The 17,737-nt window shown below is 68.5% G+C and carries 20 protein-coding genes and 2 pseudogenes; 11 read left to right on the top strand and 11 right to left on the bottom strand.

Features of this window, described 5'->3' with window-relative positions:
* Positions 1 to 154 precede the first annotated feature (154 nt).
* From IE244_RS34625 to IE244_RS34615, 3 genes are all read left to right on the top strand, one after another.
* Positions 155 to 1,417 carry a PrsW family glutamic-type intramembrane protease gene (locus tag IE244_RS34625; RefSeq protein ID WP_268252922.1) on the top strand — a complete coding sequence of 421 codons (1,263 nt, stop codon included), beginning with the start codon at positions 155 to 157 and terminating at the stop codon, positions 1,415 to 1,417.
* Between the two features lie 67 nt (positions 1,418 to 1,484).
* Positions 1,485 to 2,069: a TetR/AcrR family transcriptional regulator gene (locus IE244_RS34620; RefSeq protein WP_191877535.1), complete on the top strand. Its 585-nt coding sequence runs from the start codon at positions 1,485 to 1,487 to the stop codon at positions 2,067 to 2,069.
* Positions 2,070 to 2,139: 70 nt separating this feature from the next.
* Positions 2,140 to 3,132: a zinc-binding dehydrogenase gene (locus tag IE244_RS34615; protein ID WP_229854577.1), complete on the top strand. Its 993-nt coding sequence runs from the start codon at positions 2,140 to 2,142 to the stop codon at positions 3,130 to 3,132.
* A 363-nt stretch (positions 3,133 to 3,495) separates the two neighbouring features.
* On the opposite strand, the gene IE244_RS34610 is transcribed toward IE244_RS34615, so the two are convergent.
* From IE244_RS34610 to IE244_RS34595, 4 genes are all read right to left on the bottom strand, one after another.
* Positions 3,496 to 3,642: a hypothetical protein gene (locus IE244_RS34610; RefSeq protein ID WP_191877534.1), complete on the bottom strand. Its 147-nt coding sequence runs from the start codon at positions 3,640 to 3,642 to the stop codon at positions 3,496 to 3,498.
* Between the two features lie 10 nt (positions 3,643 to 3,652).
* The gene (locus IE244_RS34605) at positions 3,653 to 4,474 is read right to left on the bottom strand and encodes a pentapeptide repeat-containing protein (RefSeq protein WP_191877533.1); all 822 of its coding nucleotides are present in this window, start codon (positions 4,472 to 4,474) and stop codon (positions 3,653 to 3,655) included.
* Between the two features lie 495 nt (positions 4,475 to 4,969).
* Complete coding sequence (locus IE244_RS34600) at positions 4,970 to 5,257, bottom strand: hypothetical protein (protein ID WP_191877532.1); 288 nt, start codon at positions 5,255 to 5,257, stop codon at positions 4,970 to 4,972.
* A gap of 251 nt (positions 5,258 to 5,508) precedes the next feature.
* Positions 5,509 to 6,087: a winged helix-turn-helix transcriptional regulator gene (locus IE244_RS34595; RefSeq protein ID WP_229854575.1), complete on the bottom strand. Its 579-nt coding sequence runs from the start codon at positions 6,085 to 6,087 to the stop codon at positions 5,509 to 5,511.
* Between the two features lie 99 nt (positions 6,088 to 6,186).
* Between IE244_RS34595 and IE244_RS34590 the strand changes: the two genes are divergently transcribed.
* The 3 genes from IE244_RS34590 to IE244_RS34580 all read left to right on the top strand — a co-directional run bounded on the left by IE244_RS34590 (position 6,187) and on the right by IE244_RS34580 (position 8,356).
* A complete protein-coding gene (locus IE244_RS34590) occupies positions 6,187 to 6,972 on the top strand; it encodes an SDR family oxidoreductase (RefSeq protein WP_191877531.1) in 786 nt (261 codons plus the stop codon).
* Between the two features lie 25 nt (positions 6,973 to 6,997).
* On the top strand, positions 6,998 to 7,357 hold the full coding sequence (locus tag IE244_RS34585; RefSeq protein WP_191877530.1) for a nuclear transport factor 2 family protein: 360 nt from the start codon (positions 6,998 to 7,000) through the stop codon (positions 7,355 to 7,357).
* Positions 7,358 to 7,699: 342 nt separating this feature from the next.
* The gene (locus IE244_RS34580) at positions 7,700 to 8,356 is read left to right on the top strand and encodes a DUF998 domain-containing protein (RefSeq protein WP_191877529.1); all 657 of its coding nucleotides are present in this window, start codon (positions 7,700 to 7,702) and stop codon (positions 8,354 to 8,356) included.
* Positions 8,357 to 8,421: 65 nt separating this feature from the next.
* Here the strand turns inward: IE244_RS34580 and IE244_RS34575 are convergent, their stop codons facing one another.
* Positions 8,422 to 8,784 (bottom strand): transposase, encoded by a 363-nt coding sequence (locus tag IE244_RS34575; RefSeq protein WP_191877528.1) that lies wholly within the window; start codon positions 8,782 to 8,784, stop codon positions 8,422 to 8,424.
* Between the two features lie 143 nt (positions 8,785 to 8,927).
* Here IE244_RS34575 and IE244_RS34570 point away from each other — a divergent pair, with 143 nt between their 5' ends.
* Positions 8,928 to 9,278: a hypothetical protein gene (locus tag IE244_RS34570; protein WP_191877527.1), complete on the top strand. Its 351-nt coding sequence runs from the start codon at positions 8,928 to 8,930 to the stop codon at positions 9,276 to 9,278.
* Positions 9,279 to 9,436: 158 nt separating this feature from the next.
* Here IE244_RS34570 and IE244_RS34565 read toward each other — a convergent pair whose 3' ends face one another.
* Entirely contained in the window at positions 9,437 to 10,084 is a 648-nt protein-coding gene (locus tag IE244_RS34565) for a peroxiredoxin-like family protein (RefSeq protein WP_191877526.1), read from the bottom strand.
* 121 nt (positions 10,085 to 10,205) lie between these two features.
* Here IE244_RS34565 and IE244_RS42900 point away from each other — a divergent pair, with 121 nt between their 5' ends.
* Positions 10,206 to 10,805 (top strand): TetR/AcrR family transcriptional regulator, encoded by a 600-nt coding sequence (locus tag IE244_RS42900; RefSeq protein WP_191877525.1) that lies wholly within the window; start codon positions 10,206 to 10,208, stop codon positions 10,803 to 10,805.
* 152 nt (positions 10,806 to 10,957) lie between these two features.
* A pseudogene (locus IE244_RS34555) lies at positions 10,958 to 11,143 on the top strand (AraC family transcriptional regulator); the annotation flags it as partial.
* Here the strand turns inward: IE244_RS34555 and IE244_RS34550 are convergent.
* Positions 11,138 to 11,395 (bottom strand): annotated as a pseudogene (locus IE244_RS34550) (hypothetical protein); the annotation flags it as partial. The pseudogenes IE244_RS34555 and IE244_RS34550 sit on opposite strands and share 6 nt — an antisense overlap.
* A 30-nt stretch (positions 11,396 to 11,425) precedes the next feature.
* On the bottom strand, positions 11,426 to 12,820 hold the full coding sequence (locus IE244_RS34545; protein WP_229854584.1) for an MFS transporter: 1,395 nt from the start codon (positions 12,818 to 12,820) through the stop codon (positions 11,426 to 11,428).
* Positions 12,821 to 12,973: 153 nt separating this feature from the next.
* On the opposite strand from IE244_RS34545, the gene IE244_RS34540 reads away from it, so the two are divergent.
* The gene (locus tag IE244_RS34540; RefSeq protein ID WP_191877549.1) at positions 12,974 to 13,363 is read left to right on the top strand and encodes a winged helix-turn-helix transcriptional regulator; all 390 of its coding nucleotides are present in this window, start codon (positions 12,974 to 12,976) and stop codon (positions 13,361 to 13,363) included.
* 278 nt (positions 13,364 to 13,641) lie between these two features.
* Here the strand turns inward: IE244_RS34540 and IE244_RS34535 are convergent, their stop codons facing one another.
* Positions 13,642 to 14,076 (bottom strand): hypothetical protein, encoded by a 435-nt coding sequence (locus IE244_RS34535; protein ID WP_191877523.1) that lies wholly within the window; start codon positions 14,074 to 14,076, stop codon positions 13,642 to 13,644.
* A gap of 634 nt (positions 14,077 to 14,710) precedes the next feature.
* The gene (locus tag IE244_RS34530) at positions 14,711 to 15,187 is read right to left on the bottom strand and encodes a hypothetical protein (RefSeq protein ID WP_191877522.1); all 477 of its coding nucleotides are present in this window, start codon (positions 15,185 to 15,187) and stop codon (positions 14,711 to 14,713) included.
* A gap of 35 nt (positions 15,188 to 15,222) precedes the next feature.
* Here IE244_RS34530 and IE244_RS34525 point away from each other — a divergent pair, with 35 nt between their 5' ends.
* On the top strand, positions 15,223 to 15,993 hold the full coding sequence (locus tag IE244_RS34525) for a transposase (RefSeq protein ID WP_191877521.1): 771 nt from the start codon (positions 15,223 to 15,225) through the stop codon (positions 15,991 to 15,993).
* A gap of 452 nt (positions 15,994 to 16,445) precedes the next feature.
* On the opposite strand, the gene IE244_RS34520 is transcribed toward IE244_RS34525, so the two are convergent.
* A complete protein-coding gene (locus IE244_RS34520; RefSeq protein WP_229854574.1) occupies positions 16,446 to 17,720 on the bottom strand; it encodes an MFS transporter in 1,275 nt (424 codons plus the stop codon).
* Positions 17,721 to 17,737 lie beyond the last annotated feature (17 nt).

Genomic DNA, 17,737 nt, shown 5'->3' with positions numbered 1-17,737 from the left:
GGCCCCCCCCCCCCCCCCCCCGCCTAGCGGACCTGTTCGGCCTGGCCGGTTGATCCACGGGTGAACGAATCCGTGTCGCCGCAGCTGTGCACGTGGCGCGGCCGAACGGTGGCGACCGTGCAATGAGTGTTCGCGCTCGGTACGGCTCTCGACGGTGTTGTGGGCCGTGATGGTGGGCGTCTACGCCTGTGGAACGGTCGCGGCCGTGCTGGAACTCGCCTATACGCGCGCGCTCGCGGACACCGCCGGCCGGTCGCTGGTCGAGGTCGTGAACACTACTTCGTACACCACGGCTCCGTGGGTCGAGGAACTGGTGAAAGTGTCACCGCTCCTGCTGGCCGGGCTGTACGTCAAGGTACGTCGCCAATGGGGCCTGACCGACTTCACCGTGCTGGGGGCGGCGCTCGGCGCCGGCTTCGGGCTGCTGGAGGCGTTGCTGCGCTACTCCCTGGATGTCGACCGGTCGCTCGTCCGCTACGGCGGCTGGCTGGTCCCGGACAGCCTCTCGCCGCCGTACATCCCGGGGCCGGCCGGGGTGTTCACCTCCTGGCTGCCTGCTCCGGCCGCTGCGCTGGACCTCGGCCCGACCGGTGACGTCACCGTCGCCGCCTTCAGTCACCTGGCGTGGACGGCCGTGACGGGACTCGCGGTCGGGATCTTGTGGCGGGCGCGGGGCTGGTGGAAACCGCTGGCGGCGGTGCCGTTCGCGGCCGCGGTGGCGCACCACACGCTCACCAACTACGTGATCCGGCACCCGGGCGGACACCCCGAACGGTGGCTCAACTCCCTCGACGTCAAACTGTGGGCCGCGCCTGTGGTGGCGCTGCTCCTGGCGATGACAGCAGACTGGGCGTGCCTGCACCGCGCAAAGAGCAGCCTTCCAGACAGGGGTGGCCCTCGCCCGGTTCAAGACCCGGGAAGGACGTCTGCGAGTGCCCAGGGCGCACGTGGAACGACTCGAAGACGGCACCGAGATGCGGCTCGGAGTGTGGATCATGAACCAGAAGGCCCGGCGCATCAAACTCACTGGGGCCAAGCTTCACGCACGGGCCCACCTCGGACTGGAGTGGGCCGCGGCATAGGTGCTTGGGAGTGTGCTGGGGTTCGTTCTGGAAGCAGTGGTCGCCCGGTGCGGCGGCTGCAGGGGGCGGATCATGCGTCCGGCCTCGTGGGAGTCGGTGTAGGTGGCGTTCTTCGGGGACCTGAGTACAGCTGTTTGAGCAGCGTGGACGAGGGGATGGTCTCCTCGCTCATTTCCCTGGCCTGGGGGTTCATGGAACTGCGGACGGAGCGGCGAAATCGGCCGGGGCTGTTCCTCGCTTTCCCTGTGGTTGACCGCTCAGGCGCGAGTGGTGGCGCCGGTTCTTGGACTGGTCGGCCGTCGGAGGCGATACCGAGGGGGCGGGCGGTGGGCTGAAGCATGCTCGGTGGGGGTGGTGAGGCCCGCGCTTGTTCTTGAATGGTCGCTCATGTATCTTCGTGCCATGCCCAGACCCCGAGAGTTCGAGCCCGACGCCGTGGTGGACCAGGCCATGTTGCGCTTCTGGTGGCGGGGCTATCGGGCCACGTCTGTCGAGGATCTCGTCAAGGCGACAGGGGTGAAGCCCGGCAGCCTCTACAGCGCGTTCCCCGGCGGCAAGCACGCGCTGTTCCTGCGGTCGCTGGAGCGGTATTCCAAGCTGATCGTCCCCCAGAAGCTGGGTGAGCTGGCTGCGTCCGGCGCCTCGCTGGCCGCGCTCCGCGGGTACTTCGACGGGCTGGTGCACGACCTGCTCAGCCCGGAAGGCCGGCAGGGGTGCCTGCTGGTGAACACGGCGATCGAGAACGCCGCCGAGGACGACGAGGCCGCCGCCGTCGTCCGCGGGCATCTCGCCCGCCTTGAGCAGTGCATGACCACAGCCCTGCGCAACGCCCTCGACGCGGGCGAGGTGCGCGCCTCGGTGGACCCGGCCGGTAGCGCCAAGGTGCTGGTCGCCACCTGCCAGGGGCTGATGGTCGTGGGGAAGGCGAACCCCGACGCGACGGTGCTGCGCGCCATCGTCGACAACGCTTTCGCCGTGCTCGTCTGACGCTCGATCTGTGGAGCCACCGCATGCGGTGGCTCTTTTTCCGGACCAATAGTTGAACCACTATTCAAGAATGGATCCGTTCATGAAGGCCATCGTCATCTCCACCTACGGCGCACCCGAGGTCCTGCACATCACCGACCTGCCCGATCCCGTGCCGGCGCAGGGGGAGGTGTCGATCCGGGTCAGGGCATTCGGCCTCAACCACGCGGAGGCATACATGCGCGCGGGTGCCTGGGGCGAGGTCGCGGCCGTCCCCGGCATCGAGTGCGCCGGCGTGATCGAGGCTGACCCTTCGGGTCGCCTTGCCCCCGGAACCCCGGTCGTGGCGATCCTCGGCGGCATGGGCCGCACCCGCAACGGCAGCTACGCCGAGCTGGTCACGGTACCGGCCACCAACGTGGCCGTGGTGAACTCCTCACTGGGATGGGCCGAGCTGGCGGCCGTCCCCGAGGTCTATGCGACGGCGTGGTACGGCCTGTTCGGCAATCTGGGCCTGCGGCCCGGCGAGCGGGTCCTGGTGCGCGGAGCGACCTCCTCCCTCGGCCAGGCCGCTGTCAACCTCGCCGTCGACCACGGTGCGAGGGTGCTCGCGACCACCCGGAATCCCGCGCACGCGCCGCTCCTGAAGGAACTCGGCGCCGAGGACGTCCTCATCGACGACGGCCACCTGGCCGCGCAGGTCGACAAGGGCACGGCCCCGATCGACGCGGTGTTCGATCTCGTCGGCAACACCGTCCTGCGCGACTCCCTGGCCACGGTCCGCGTTCGTGGACGAGTCTGCCAACTCGGTTTCCTCGGGGGCTTCGAGCCGGTGCGCGACTTCGATCCCATCGCCGATCTGCCCACCGGCGTGCAGCTCAGCTTCTTCGGCAGCGCGTTCGTCATGGGCAGCCCCGAGTTCCCGCTCGCCGCCGTTCCCCTGGAAGCGATCTACGCCAAGGTCGAGTCAGGGACCTTCCCGGCAAGGCCGGCACGGGTCTTCCGTTTCGACGAGATCGTCGAAGCCCACCGGGTCATGGAAGCGGGCAGCGCGCTGGGCAAAATGGCCGTCACCGTCGGCTGAGACCTCGCCCGGCCTCACCACAGCCACAGGGGGCAAGCCGTCAGAACCAGGTTCGGCCTGCGGCTGGAGGAATCCCGGTCTGCTGAAGGCCGCGCAGCATTTCTTGGCCGAGGTGCTGGCCCGGTCCGAGGACTTGGATCCGGACAGTGACGATCTGACACCTGGCCTGGGGGTGCCAAACTACGGCGATGAGGCCATGTGGGAGGCGACGGCCGCGCTCGCCAGCTATGACGCCGATGAGTACGACAGCGACCGCTGCCCCTGCGGGCCATGGGGCGGGCGGGAGGGGTTCTCTGAGGCGGTCCAGCCGTTCGTAGAGGGCCCGTGCGAGCCGGGCGCGGTCTGGACGCGGGCGGTGCCTTCTCAGCCGCGTCCGCCACAGCTCTGGCTGGGACTGGGCCCCAGCTCCGAGTCGGCGATCTTGGCCTTGATGCGCGGATCGTCAGCGATCTCCGGCGGTAGGACCGACCAGAAGTCCCACTTCGCGGCGGTCAGCTGAGCAGCCGTCACCTGAGTGGCCTTACGGGAAGTCCAGCCGGTCGGCCTGCCCTTGACGATCCGCTGGCTGCCCGTTGCGCAGATACGCTCCCCGCAGATCCGCATTCGCAAGGACGGCGCCGCGGAGGTCTACACCGCGCAGGCCGGCATGGTGCATGTCCGCGTCAGGCATCGTGGCATGTGCGAGCGAAGCATCCACCAGGCTCGCTTCTGCCAGCTTGGTGTGCTCCAAACGGGCGTGGCCTAGATCGGCCTGGTCCAGCCAGTCCCCGCGCAGGTCGGCGTCCGTGAGGGCCGCCGTGCCGAGGGGCGCTCCGACCAGGCAGGCGCAGTGGATGTCCGCGCCGGGGCGGTTGGCATGGCTGAGGTCCGCGCCGCTGAGGTTGGAGTTCGGCAGGTGAGCCTGGTCCGCCCCGGTCAGATCCAGTTCGATGGTTCCCTTGCGGCTGGCGCTGCGTACGCCGATGTGGCGCAGATGGGATTCGCGCAGGTCCACCTCTGAACCGCCGTCTTGGCCTGGATCGCGCCGTGCCAGGACCTCGAAGGCCGCCTGCACGTCGGCCTCGGGACGGCCCGAGCAGCCGGCACTCTCCTTTCCGGCCGGCCGCGAGTGGGTGCGGATGTACGCGGAGAGGACGTCCACGACGGATGCCTGATCGGACGGGGAGTCCTTCATGATGCGCTGAAGGGCGTCGATACCGCCCAGCCGGACACCTGCCGAGGAATTGCCGAGGTTGTTGACGGCCGCCGTGTAGCGGTCAGTGATCTGCCCTGCCCTGGCCGTCTCCGTTTCGCTGCGGTTGCTCCACACACTGATGCCCAGCGCAACGAGGGCGGCGAGCACCGTCAACGTTCCCCCGACCGCGGCACTGAGCAGCTCAACGCGACGTGTCCAGCCCGGCGCCGGCTCGCCGTCGGCCCCCGCACGTCGCCGCCGAGCCGCAGGGCGCAGACGCTGCGATCTCCTCCTCCCAGAAGCTCCTCTCACCACAGCGCCATGGCAGCCGGTCGCCCAAGCCGAGCACAGGAATTCCGTACGCCACGCGCGGTCTTTCCTTCGGCCGGCCGCAGAATGCTCGGCTCCATGCAGGGCGGACGTGAAGAGGCTGGCTCATCCCCCCGGGTGACCGGCTGAGGCCGACCACGGCCAGCGCGTGGCCGCCGGGCCCCATGCACCCTGCTGGTATGTCGGTCAGCCGGTAGGCGGCTGGGCCGCGGGATTGATGTCGGCGCCGAGGCGGACGCTGGGATGTCGAGGCGGGCGGCGCGCAGCGGGGCCTTCAGGGGGAGCGTGTCCGCTGCGCGACGCCGGGGTGCCGAGACGGTGAGGTGTGCTCTGTCAGAACGGTGGCGGCCCCGTCCCGACGATGCGGATGGAGCCGGTCACGCCGTTCACGGAAGTCCAATCGGCAGCAAATGTGCCCTCGCTGCCGTCGGGCAAGCGCAAGGTGAGCTGATCGCCGCTTTCGAGCAGTGGATACAGGTCGGTGCGCAAGTTGCTGGGAGTGAGGCTGCCGAACCACTTCCCCGACAACTGTGCGTGGGACTTCCGGAGCCTGCCGTGGACCGGGATCTGGGCAGATCGGGCGATGACGACAGCGTCGTCGTTGTATGCCTTTGCTGTCATGCGCCTATTCTGGATCTTTCAGGCGCATTCGGCCGGATTGATCGGCGCAAGGTTCCGGTGCCTGCCGGCTGCGACGGCAGCCGATGGCAGGCGCGCAGCTGCGCGAGTGGTTCGGCCGACGCTCCCGGTGCGGGCGCATACCCGGCGGTCGCGAAACTGCGACACCGGCCGGCCGGGCACATCGAGCGCACCGGCGAACCGTTCTCGGCGATCAGGTTCACGCCGGCGACAAGCCGGTGCCGCGAGGCTGGTCAGGTGCAGCCCGTGCTCGCGGCCCTGCTCAAGGCTGTACGAGGCTCTTCCGGGCGGACTTGCGCCTCTTCCGCGGGAATGGCCGGCCGTGCCGCGTAGCGGGTGCGCATCGCGTCGCTGGCCGCGGGGCCCGCGGTGAAGACGTAGGCGGCGCTGTCGTCGAGCCGGCGGCCGGTTTTGGCGTCGACGACGACGGGCTCGGCTTCCTCGCCGGTGCGCGCGTCGACGAGGATCATGCTGCGCTCCGTCGGCGCGAGGCGGGAGTTGCCCCACGCGGCGAGGGCGACGATCACCGGGCGCAGGGAGCGCCCGAGTTCGGTCAGGACGTACTCGTGCCGGACGGGGCTGGTCTGGTAGGGCCGGCGCTCCAGCAGACCGTCGGCGACCAGGGTCTTCAGCCGGGTGGTGAGCATGCTGGAGGAGATGCCCAGGCTCTCCTGGAACTGGTCGAAGCGGGTGTAGCCGTCGAAGGCGTCGTGGAGGATCAGCAGTGTCCACCACTCGCCGACGTGTTCCACCGTCGTGGACAGCGGGCACTCCCGGTCCTCCAGCCTGATGCGGCTCGCCACGGCGACCATCCCCTCCGTTACTGCTAATGTCGAAGTCAGTAGCTTCTATTTTAGCAGTCTGGACGGGAGCGGCGCCTCGTATACCCGCGCCCGGGAACGGAGCACAACGTGACCACATCCATCAGCGAGTCCCTCGAAGGCCGACGCGCTCTGGTCACCGGCGGCACCAAGGGCACCGGAGCCGCGATCGCCCGACGGCTCGCCGAGGCCGGCGCGACCGTACTGGTCACCGCCCGCAGCCGCCCCGACGACGTCGAGGAGAAGACGTTCATCGCCGCCGACCTGTCCACCGCCCAGGGCGCCGCCCACGTCGCCTCCGAGGTGGACGCCCGCGTGGGAGGCGTCGACATCCTGGTCAACACCCTCGGCGGCTCCGAGGCCCCGGCAGGAGGATTCGCCGCGCTCGGCGAGGACGACTGGGCAAGGGAGCTGAACACGAACCTGCTGGCCGCCGTCCGCCTGGACCGCGCACTCCTCCCCCACATGATCGCCAAAGGCAAGGGCGCGGTCGTACACGTCACCTCGATCCAGCGCCGCATGCCGCTGTGGAACGGCACCCTGGCCTACGCCGCCGCCAAGGCCGCCCTGACCACCTACAGCAAGGGCCTGGCCAACCAGGTCGCCCCGCACGGCGTCCGCGTCAACACCGTCTCGCCCGGCTTCGTCCAGACCTCGGCCGCCGACAACCTCGTCACCCGGATCGCCCACGACGCCGGCATCAGCCAGGAAGCGGCGCTGGGCCGGCTCATGGACTCCCTGGGAGGCATCCCGCTCGGCCGTCCCAACCGGCCCGAGGAGGTCGCCGAACTCGTCGCCTTCCTCGTCTCCGACCGCGCCTCGGCCATCGTCGGCGCCGAACACGTCATCGACGGCGGCACCACCCCCACCGTCTGAACCCGCCACCACCAACAGGAGCGTCATGCACGACAACCGGACCCGGACCATCACCCCGGACGACCTGCCCGAGGTGATCACCCGCTACCTCACAGCGCACCGCGCCCACGACACCGCCACCGCGGTCACGACGTTCACCGACGACGCCACAGTGATCGACGACGGCAACACCTACCAGGGAAGCGCCGCGATCGAGCGGTGGCTGGACCGATCCGCCACCGAATTCACTTACACCATCCACCTCACGAACGCCCAGCAGACCGACACGGCCCACTACGTCGCCACACACCACCTCGAAGGCAACTTCCCCGGCGGCACCATCGATCTCCGCTATCGGTTCACGCTGCGCGACGACCTCATCGAACACCTCGCCATCGAACCCTGAACCCGCTCCCACACCACCTGTTCCCGCCCACGAGAGAGCCCTTTCGGACCGCCCCTTCCCAGCTCTCGTGCCCGCCCAGCCACCCGACCAAGAGCCAGCCCCTCAAGTTCGGCAACCCGCAGATCAGCACTTGCACGCCTGAGGAATCAAGGCGAGCAACTCCGGGGCCATCCTCAGCACAGGGTGAGGAGATCCAAGGCTCTGTCCGCAGTTTCGTGAAGCCCTGAGACGTGGCTGGATGTGGGGTCTGCCCCACCTCGTGCCCGGGGGGTTGTAGGAGTGCCTGAGGCCAGACGCGCATGATCCCCTGTTCGCACGTGAACCGTGCGAGAGAAGGTGGATATGAAGTCTCGGATCGGATACGCCGCGTGGGTTGCAGGTGTGGCGCAGTTCTTTGTGGCCCACGTGATCGCCGAATCAGGTTGGGCCAGACCATACAGTTGGGCGCGGAACAACATCAGCGACTTAGGTAACGCGCACTGCGCCATGCAGTCGGAACCCGAACCCCGCTATATCTGCTCGCCCGAACACGGCCTGATGAACGCCTCGTTCATCACTATGGGGACGCTCCTCGCCGTCGGTGTCTTCTTCACCGGCGCTGTATGGCGCAGAGGCGCGCGCCCGCTCGTGGCCCGGTGGCTGCTGGCCTGCGCCGGCATGGGATTCGTGATCGCCGGGCTAGCGCCTGCGGACGTCCACGAGAACCAGCATGTCCTGGGTGCGCTGCTCATCATGGCCATGGGCAACATCGGTCTTGTGCTAGCGGGCGTCGGACTGGCGGACGATGTGCCGGGTCCGCTGCGCTGGGCGACCAGCCTGCTGGGGGTAACGGCGCTCATAGCCTTTGGGCTCTTCCTCGCCCACCGCTATCTCGGACTCGGGATGGGCGGCATGGAACGGGTAGCGGCATTTCCCCTCTTGGTATGGGCATTGGTAACCGGAGTCCGCGGCCTGTTCCACCAGGCGACTCGGATGCGGATGCAGGATGCGCCGCCGTAAGGACATGGCATGCAGGCCCAGCTGATGCTGCTTCGTGCGGTCGGCTCGTTCGCGGTCAGGTGAGATCATGCCTGAGTGAGGATTCTGGCCCGAAGGAGCGCGAAGGAGGCCCGGCCGCACATAGCCCGCTTGAGTGTTTTCACCCGGTTTACATGTCCTTCAACGACCCCGGAACTCCAGGGCAGGGTCAGGCCAGCGGTGACGGCGTCGAGGTCTTGGCGGAGGAAGCCGGCGAAGCTCTTCATGGGCTTCGGTGCGTCCTGCTCGGCCTGCCGGATCCACTCCAGCAGCAGGTATCCGCGCTGGTGGCGGACCATGTCGGCGACCGCCCAAGCGAGATCGCAGGCCCTGGTGATGTGCGGGCAGGCGAGACGGACTTGAAGAAGTCGCTCGTCCTGGCTTTCGGTGAGCGTCTCGCGAGGCCGCATGATCCACGAGGTGATCTTGCGGGGGGCTCGGAATGTCGGCCCGGACCGGTTCGGCGGTGCCTGCGCGGAGGGCGGCGAGGTGCTTGCGGACGACCTGGCGACTGCCGCGGTAGCCGCAAGCTTGGATCTCCAGGAACAGTCGGGTGCCGCTGACCGCCCTGGGTGTCGGTGAAGCGGGTGTTGAGGTATGCCTTGAACGGCTCCACGACGCCGATGGGGCGGCGCTCGCGGGCAGAGGCCTGCAGCTCGTCGAGGCCGGTGTCGCGGAAGCGGCGGACGGTCTTGCGGCCGAGGCTGAGGCGGCGGGCGATGGCGCTGATCGTCCAGCGTTTCTCCAGCGAGGCCAGCCCCGCCGGCCCGTCCACCGGACCGACGGGCCGGCGGACGGCGAGCAGCCGGTCGGACTGCGGCGTTCAGAGGTGGACGCACTGCGCCTGTACGGAGAAAGTCCGCACCGCACGCCGGTTCGGCAACCTGTGTCGCGCATTCCGTGATCAGCGTGTGGCCAGAAGCGGGGGCCGTCGACCACCGTCCCGGGCATCGTGCGCGAGTGGCCGACGTGGGCGTCGGTCCGGATGCAGGGGCGTGGTGGCCAGGGTTTGCTGCCGACCGTGTGACCGGCGCAAGCGGCCGCTGCGTGGCCGGCGTTCCTTCAGGAGAGGTTGTCGAGTGCGGTGAGGATGTCGGCCGGCTCGGCGCGGCTGGTGTAGTCGGTGTTGACGAAGGCCCAGCGGATCAGGCCGTCCTGGCCGATGACGTAGGTCGCGGGGATGGGCAGGGTGCGGGCGTGGCCGGCGTTGGAGCGGTGGAGGTCGATGCCGAGGCCCTCGTAGACGGCTGCGAGGTCCTGCGGCAGGTCGAAGGCGAGGCCGTACTGCTTGGCGGTGTCGCAGCCGACGTCGCTCAGCACGTCGAAGGCCAGCTCGTTCTTCTCGGCGAAGGACAGCGACTCGTCGGGCACCTGCGGGGAGACGGCGACCAGGCGGGCACCGTGGGCGGTGAGGGCGTCGTGGTGCTGCTGCAGGGAGCGCAGGGCGATGTTGCAGTACGGGCACCAGGATCCGCGGTAGAAGGTCAGCACGACCGGGCCGTCGGCGAGGAGTTCGTCGAGGCCGACGGATCGTCCGGTGGCCGAGGGCAGGGTGAAGGACGGGGCCTGGGCTCCCTCGGCCAGGGCGCTCTGCGCCTGACCGGACGCGGCCAGCTCCTGGGCCGCGCGCCGCATGACGGCGCGGATGTCCGCGGGGATCTGCTGCTGGCGGCTGTCGAAGAATGCTCGCAGCTCGGCGTTGACGCTCATCGGGTGTTCCTCCCCTAGATCTTGAAACGGCCATTCCAAGATAGGGGGTGTGGTCCGCTCCGCGTCAACACCTCGGGGCGGATATCCTGGAACTCTCATTCCAACATGACGGGGAGTGGTCATGCCGGACGTCAAGCACTTCGACCCGGACGCAGTCTTGGACACGGTGGTCCGGCTGTTCTGGCGCCAGGGCCTGGCCACGACGGGCATCCAGGACGTCGTGAACGCGACCGGGCTCAACCGCTCCAGCCTGTACGCGACGTTCGGCGGCAAGCAGGAGCTGTACCGCGCCGCCCTCGAACGCTACGTCGACAGCCGTTCGCGACCCGCTCTGGGCAAGCTCGAGGAGGACGGCCGGGGACTGCCGGCCATCGCGGAGTTCTTCACCGGGCTGATCGAAACCCGCTGCACCGGCGAGTACGCCCGGTGGGGCTGCATGGTCTCCAACGCCCACGCGGGCACCGAGAACAGCGACCCCGAGGTCCAGGCCATCCTCGACCGGCAGCACGAGCGACTGCGCGAGGCCCTGCACACCGCTGTCGTCTCGGCCCAGCGCCAGCACCAACTCGCCGACGGCACCGACGCGGACACCGCGGCCGACGTCCTCGCCCTCCTGGCGCACGGCGTGAACCTGCGCTCCCGCGCCGGAGCCGACGCGCAGCAGCTGCACACCACGGTCGCGGCCGCCATCGCCGCGGTGACCGGCACGACACAGGCCTGACGCCGGCCGGCGGGTCGATACCGATGTCGCGGGCCAGCGATCAGGGGGCGCCCGGGCCGGGACCGTCTCGCCGGTCGCCCTCTCCCCCGATGGCCTGATGTGACAGATCCTGGTCGTTGCGGCCATGTCCGACCCGGCGGAATGATCAGGGCATGCCCCCACCGCACCGCGTCGTGATCGTCGCCTTCCCCGGCACCGAGCTGCTGGACGTCACCGGCCCGGCCGAGGTGTTCTCCGTCGCCACCCGGGTCGCCGGAGCCGACCGGCCCGGCTGCCTCGTGCAGATCGCGACGGCCGGCGGCGGCCCGGTGACCACCTCCAGCGGCGTTCGCCTACCGGCCGACCTGACCCTCGACGACGCCGAGAGCCGGCTGGACACCCTGCTGGTGTCGGGGGCAGCGACAGAGGGCCCACGCCCGGCGGATGAGGCTACGGATGGTGATGATCGCGGCGGCAAGGGCGATGAAGAACTCGACGCAGACGTGGCGACGTTCGGTGCACCGGCGGAGCTTGCTGAAGTTGTTCATCCACGAGTTCGTGCGCTCCACGACCCACCGTCCGTCGGTGTGGATCGGGGTCTGTTCGCCCCGTCCCCTGCCCGGGGCGGCGTCGCCGCCTGGTCAGCGAGCGGCGTTCTGGGCGACCGGCTTCTCCTCGGCCGCTGGACGTTGCGCTGTGGCGGGGGATCGCAGCAGGGTGGCGGAGAGGAGGAGAGCGACGGCGACGAGGCACGAGCCGATACGGAAGGCAAGCTGATAACCACCCGTGAGTGCCGAGGCGGTGCTTGCTCCGTTGCCCAGCAGGGCATCCGTGTGCGAGGTGGCGAGCGTGCTGAGGACCGCGAGGCCGAAGGCGCTGCCGATCTGCTGCATGGTGTTGAACATGCCGGAGGCGATCCCCGAGTCCTGGGGCGTGGCCGCTGACATCGCGAGCGTGGCCAGCGACGGCATCGCCAGTCCGAAGCCGACGCCGAGCGGCAGCAGCGCGGGCAGGACGTCCACGACATAGCTCCCGCCTGCCGGTACACGGCCGAGCGTGGCGAGACCTGCCGTGATGAGCGCGAGTCCTGGAAGGAGTACGGCACGGGGGCCAAAGCGCGCGATCAGCTTGGGCGAGAGGCGGAGGGACAGCGAGCCGATCGCAACCGAGACCGGGAAGATGCCCAGGCCGGTGTGTATCTCGTCGAAGCCGAGCACCTTCTGCAGGTAGAGCACGCACAAGAATTGGAAACTGAACATCCCGGCCACCATGAGGGCCTGGATGCCCATCGCTCCCGAGACGTTGCGCGAGCGGAACACACGCAGCGGTAGAAGCGGGTGGGGCGCCTTCGCCTGACGGGCGACGAAAGCCAGGAGCAGGGCGAGTGCCGCGGCGCCGAAGCTCAGCGTGTGTGCGGAAGTCCAGCCGTAATTGGTGGTCTCGACGACCGTGTAGACGCTGAGCATCAATGCGGATGTGACCAGGAGCGCGCCCACGACGTCGGTCCCCTTGTCGAGGCCCACACCGTGCTCGGACGCGAGCGCGCGTCCGGCCAACAGCGCGGCCACGATGCCGATCGGGGCGTTGACGAAGAAGATCCAGTGCCAGCTGATGGTCTGCGTCAGGGCGCCGCCGGCGAGGAGGCCCATCGAGCCGCCGGCGGACTGGACGAAGCTGTAGACACCGATGGCCTTGGCCCGCTCCTTCGGCTGCGGGAACAGGGTCACGACCATCCCTAGGGTGACGGCGGATGTCACCGCGCCGCCAATGCCCTGGACGAACCGGGAGGCGAGCAGCATCGCCGGGTCCTGGGACACACCGCACAGCAGCGAGGCAGTCGTGAAGACGCTCAGGCCAGTGATGAAGACGCGCTTGCGCCCGATGAGGTCCCCGACCCTTCCACAGAGCAGCAGCAGACCACCGAAGGGGACCAGATAGGCGTTGACCACCCAGGCCAGGCCCGACGAGGAGAAGCCGAGGTCCCGCTGGATGGACGGCAGCGCCACGTTCACGATGGTCCCGTCGAGGATGACCATCAGCTGCCCGGCACAGAGCACGGCCAGTGCCGACCAACGTGGTGTCTGTGCTGATGCGTTGGTTCTCCGCACGGGGATTCCTTCCAATGGTGCACGACTTGTTACAGCAGTCATCCTCTGTAACCATGACGTGCGATGGAAGGAGGCACTTTCATGTCACGCAGTCACACCGATGTGTCCGACCAGGTCACCAACGAGGCGTGCCCGCTCACCGAGGTCCTCGACCACGTCGCGGGCAAATGGAGCATCGGAATCCTCGTCGCCGCCGCACACGGACCGGTCCGATTCACCGAGTTGGAACGCACCATCACAGGCATCAGCCGGCGCATGCTCACCTTGAACCTGCGCAAGCTGGAACGCGACGGCCTGCTTATCCGGACCGTCTACCCCACCGTGCCGCCCAAGGTGGAATACAGCCTCACGCCCATGGCCCGCGAACTCCACGCAAGCCTCACCGGGCTCGTCGGCTGGGCAGAACGCCACCGAGCCGACATCACCGCCGCCCGCGCCACCTACGACGCCGGCACTGCACCGGCTCCCTGACGCCTACGGAGGGCCAGGCAGGCATTGAACGGTCGCCTACTGGCGGATGCTCTTAGCCGTGGTAAGCACACGCCACATCAGAGCGGTGCTCCCATCGGCTCGTACTCGCGGCGAGTCTTGCGCTGTGCCGGGATCGCCGATGTCGGCGAACGGCTGGCAGTGGGTGAGGAGTTGACGGTGGACCGAGGGCACGACGCTGACTCGGAGCGTGTAGCCCTGGCCGCGCCGTACCGTCCTGTCGTCGTCGGCGGCGGGCCCCAGTTCGGCGGTACGCCAGCTCAGTGCGGAGCACCGCCGGCGTCTCCCGCATCCCCTCCCGCGTCCCCTCCCGCGTCCCCGGTGCCGTCGGCGGGACAGCCACATCTTGGAGTCACCACCGCGTCCGGGTTATCGGCATCCCTTTGAAGCTGGCGACCCTTCGCAGCCACAAGGTTAGTGATGAGGCGAACCGTCCCAATACTCATTGGGACCGTGGCGATTCCGGCTTCCTTCAAAGCGTCAGCAACTTCGCCCCACAAGTTGTTATTCTGGATGAACCGCATGTGACTGTGGAAAGTATCGACGGGGACGTCGACAAGCCCCTCGGTATAAATGCCCACAGTGAATCTGCCGTCTTCAGCCTGGCCGGCTGCCGTTGCGCGGATCACTATCCCGTTGCGATCAGTAGTTACAGCCAGGTTCTTGATGCTCCTGTTTGTCAGCCTTTTCTGCATCGAAAACCACCCGCCTTCCAAACGTTGAGTCAGGCTTTAAGCCCACATGCACGTTGTTTGCATGGAACCGATGATGCGGAGATCGCCCATTCCCCAGTCCGGCAAGTGCCGCGCTGCGATACGGGTCCAGAAGGCATGAACGGTCCGAACTCACGGGTAAAGACAGAGAGGAACTGCCACCTTACCGGCGTTACTAACGATGCCCGTTGTTTCATCGACAGCGAGCACATACATTGTTCGAGATTCGGACCTCTGACAGTTTCGTCGAGTGAGCCACCTCTCGTTGAAGACGATGGTCCCATATCCGATGCGGGGGTAATTGGTTCCCTTTGCCGGCTCCCAGCTGTAGAAGGAGGAGTGCGGGCATATCCCGAGACCGCGCCCACATTGGCTTGACGGTTCTGGGTGCGGCTCAGCGGGGGAACGCACACGGGTCCGAAGGCCGGGTTTCACGCCACACGTATCATTGCTTGCACGTGTCCGGGCCGTAGGGTCCACCGCCTGGCTGCACTCGCGAGGGGCCAAGTCTATTTTCGTCCCACGCCTTAGTACGCCACTGCGGAGTTACACAGACATGGTCGCTTGGAACAGCTTCACGCCACACAAGACCCAACACGCAGGTTTAATCGGTGCGCTACCCCATGACCTCGCGGGCCGCGTCGAGAAACGCCGACCGGTTGCCCTCCAGGTAGTCCCGCACGCTCTCACCGTCGGGCAAGCCGTGCCACACCGTCCTGTTGAGGTCGAGAAAGTGCGCGTGTGCGGCGTCATGCACGGTCAGAGGGAACTGGATGCGGAGGAGTCGATCCGCGACCCACAACCTGTACATGACGTCCCGGGTCGTGAGGTACCAGTCATCGGTGTCCTCCCACTCGGACGGCCGGGTGTAGGCGCAGCGTTCCGCCTCTGCTGACACCTCGATGAACCGCTCCAGCAGCGCCAGCCGTTCCGCGCGTCGGGTCTCCGACAACGCGATCCGCTGCCGTTGCTGTTCAGCACGTTCCGCTGATTGCTGAGTCCTGTGCTGAACGAGGTAGGACAACACACCGCCGAGGACAACGCCGCCCAACGATATGAGTGACACCCAGACCTGACCTGCCATGCCGATCATCGTTCCACAGCATCGATCTTTGAGACGATCTCGCTGTGCCTGGTGTGATCACGGCGTCCGAGCCGTCCTGGATAGCCCCATTCACCGGGCTGAGCCCACGCCAGTTCGGCAAGCTGCCCACTGCGCTACGGCGAGAGGGCGCGGATCCGGTCCGCAAGGGCCGGCCGTGGAGCCTGCCGACGGAGGACCGGGTGTTGTCGGTGGCTGCGTACTGGCGAACGAATCTAACCTTGCGGCAGCTCGATCCGCTGTTCGACATCTCGAAGTCTGCAGCTGACCGCATCATCAACCATCTCGGCCCGTCGCTCGCGCTCCTGCCGCGCAAGCGGTTCCGCAAGGACACCGTACTGATCGTGGACGGAACCCTGGTCCCTACCCACGACCACACCATCGCCAAGCAGTCGAAAAACTACCGGTACTCCACCAACCACCAAGTCGTCGTCAATGCCGACACCCGACTCGTGGTCGCTGTCGGCCGGCCGCTGCCCGGCAACCGCAATGACTGCAAGGCATGGGAGCTGTCCGGCGCGAAGGATGCCGTGGGCAGGACCACGGCTATCGCAGACGGCGGCTACCGGGGCACCGGCCTGGTCATCCCTCACCGCCGTGAGCGCGGCCAGGCCGAACTCCCGCCCTGGAAAGAGGAACACAACGCGTCCCACCGCAAGGTCCGCGCCCGCGTCGAGCACGTCTTCGCCCGCATGAAGGCGTGGAAGATCCTCCGCGACTGCCGCCTGAAAGGCGACGGCGTCCACCACGCCATGCTCGGCATCGCCCGCCTGCACCACCTCACCCTGGCCGGATAACGGAGAAACGGGCTGGTCAGTCCGCACGCCGTAGATCATTTGCGGGACAGCCCTCAGGGGACCGGCCTCGGTACCGGTGGGCTCGCGTATTCACCCGCCGCCGGTTCCCCGAGGAACCCAGCCCGCTGGTGCCGGGCTGTGATCGCCAGCGGCGTGCAACTCCAGGCCTCGTTCATCGCCTTCATCGACTACGGCCAGGGACCCTTCGGGTCCGCTGACAGATTCCTTCGGTGAGCGAGAAACTACCTAGCGGCGGCATCGAGTTGTCACCCGAAGTCCTACGCCCAGCGCCCGAGGGACGAGGACCTGGTGCAGCGGCGACTTCAACCCGAAGGCCGGTGCCGTCGAAACGCCGCCCTCTCTCGTGAACAGAGCCACCCGAACGGCCCGGCCACTCCTCGCGCCCCGCGGGGCCTGGCGCCCGGCGTGTCGTCACGTCTTCGCGGCAGGCGTCACAGCGCGTCGGGTGCGTTCTCCCGGGCGGGTTCCCTGGATGCCGGGTGATCCGGACCGCCGGCCGGGGCGGCGGCACGCAGCGCCGCTTCGACCCGGCGGTTGCTGGTCATGGATGCCGTGACGGCCGTCATCGCCAGGAGGAGGCCGGCGGCGGCGTAGAGCGGGGTGCGGATGTCGTAGGTGGTGGCCAGCCAGCCGCCGAGGAAGGCTCCGAGGGGGGCGGCGCACATGGCCAGCATGCGGGAGGTGGAGGCGACCCGGCCCATGAGGTGGGCCGGGACGATCGCCTGCCGCAGGGAGGGCCCGAGCACCATCGTGGCGCCCATGGCCGCCCCGCAGACGGCGAGCGCCAGCCCGGCCACGTAGGGGTTCGGGGCGGCGGCAAGGCCCAGGATGGCAAGCCCTTCGACTGCGGCCGTGCAGGTCAGTGCGGTGCCGGTGCCGAGTCGTCGGCCGAGGCGGGAGGCGATGCCCGCACCGAGCAGACCGCCGGTGGCCTCCGCCGTGAGGAGCAGGCCGAAGCCGTAGGTGTCGATGCCGAGGCGTTCGTGCGCGAAGAGGGCCAGTACGGTCTCCACGGCGAGGAAGGCGATGTTCCCGACCGCCGGGCGGAGCGCGAGCCCGAGCAGCAACCGGTCCCGGAAGACGTACGAGGCCCCGGCCCGCGCCTGCCGAAGCAGCGACTCGCGGATCTCCGGCACGGGCCGGGGCAGGGCGGGAAGCGACCGTACGAGCAGTGCGGAGAGCGTGAACGAGACCGCGTCGGCGAGCAGCGGGACCGCCCGCCCGAGCGCGAGCAGCGCACTGCCCGCAGGCGGCCCCGCGAAGCCGGACATGGCGGTCTGGGCTCCGCGCAGGCGGGAGTTGGCTCGCTCCAGGAGTGCGGGGTCGCGGCCGAGCAGAGCCGGCAGATAGGCCGTGGCGGCCGTGTCGAAGAAGAGTCCGCCGAGGCCGAGCAGGAAGGCGACGGCCGCGAGCAGCGCAATGCTCAGCACGTCGAGCGCGGCCGCTGCCGCCGGTATCGCGAGCAGCACCGCACGTGCCGCGTCCATGACCCACATCGTGCGCCGGCGGTCCCAGCGGTCCACCAGCGCACCGCCGAGCACCCCGAAGAGCAGCCACGGCAGCGTCCCGGCGGCCGTGACGACGGCGAGCGCCATCGGATCCCGCGTGAGCGTCAACGCGAGCAGCGGCAGCGCGGCGTGCGAGACCCCGTCGCCGAGCGAGGAGACCGTCTGCGCGGTCCACAGCCGTGCGAACCCGGTGGGCAACTTCCGAATTCCTGAGG

The organism is Streptomyces filipinensis, assembly GCF_014649495.1.
Classification (GTDB): domain Bacteria; phylum Actinomycetota; class Actinomycetes; order Streptomycetales; family Streptomycetaceae; genus Streptomyces; species Streptomyces filipinensis.
This window is presented reverse-complemented; position numbering and strand designations above follow the sequence as displayed.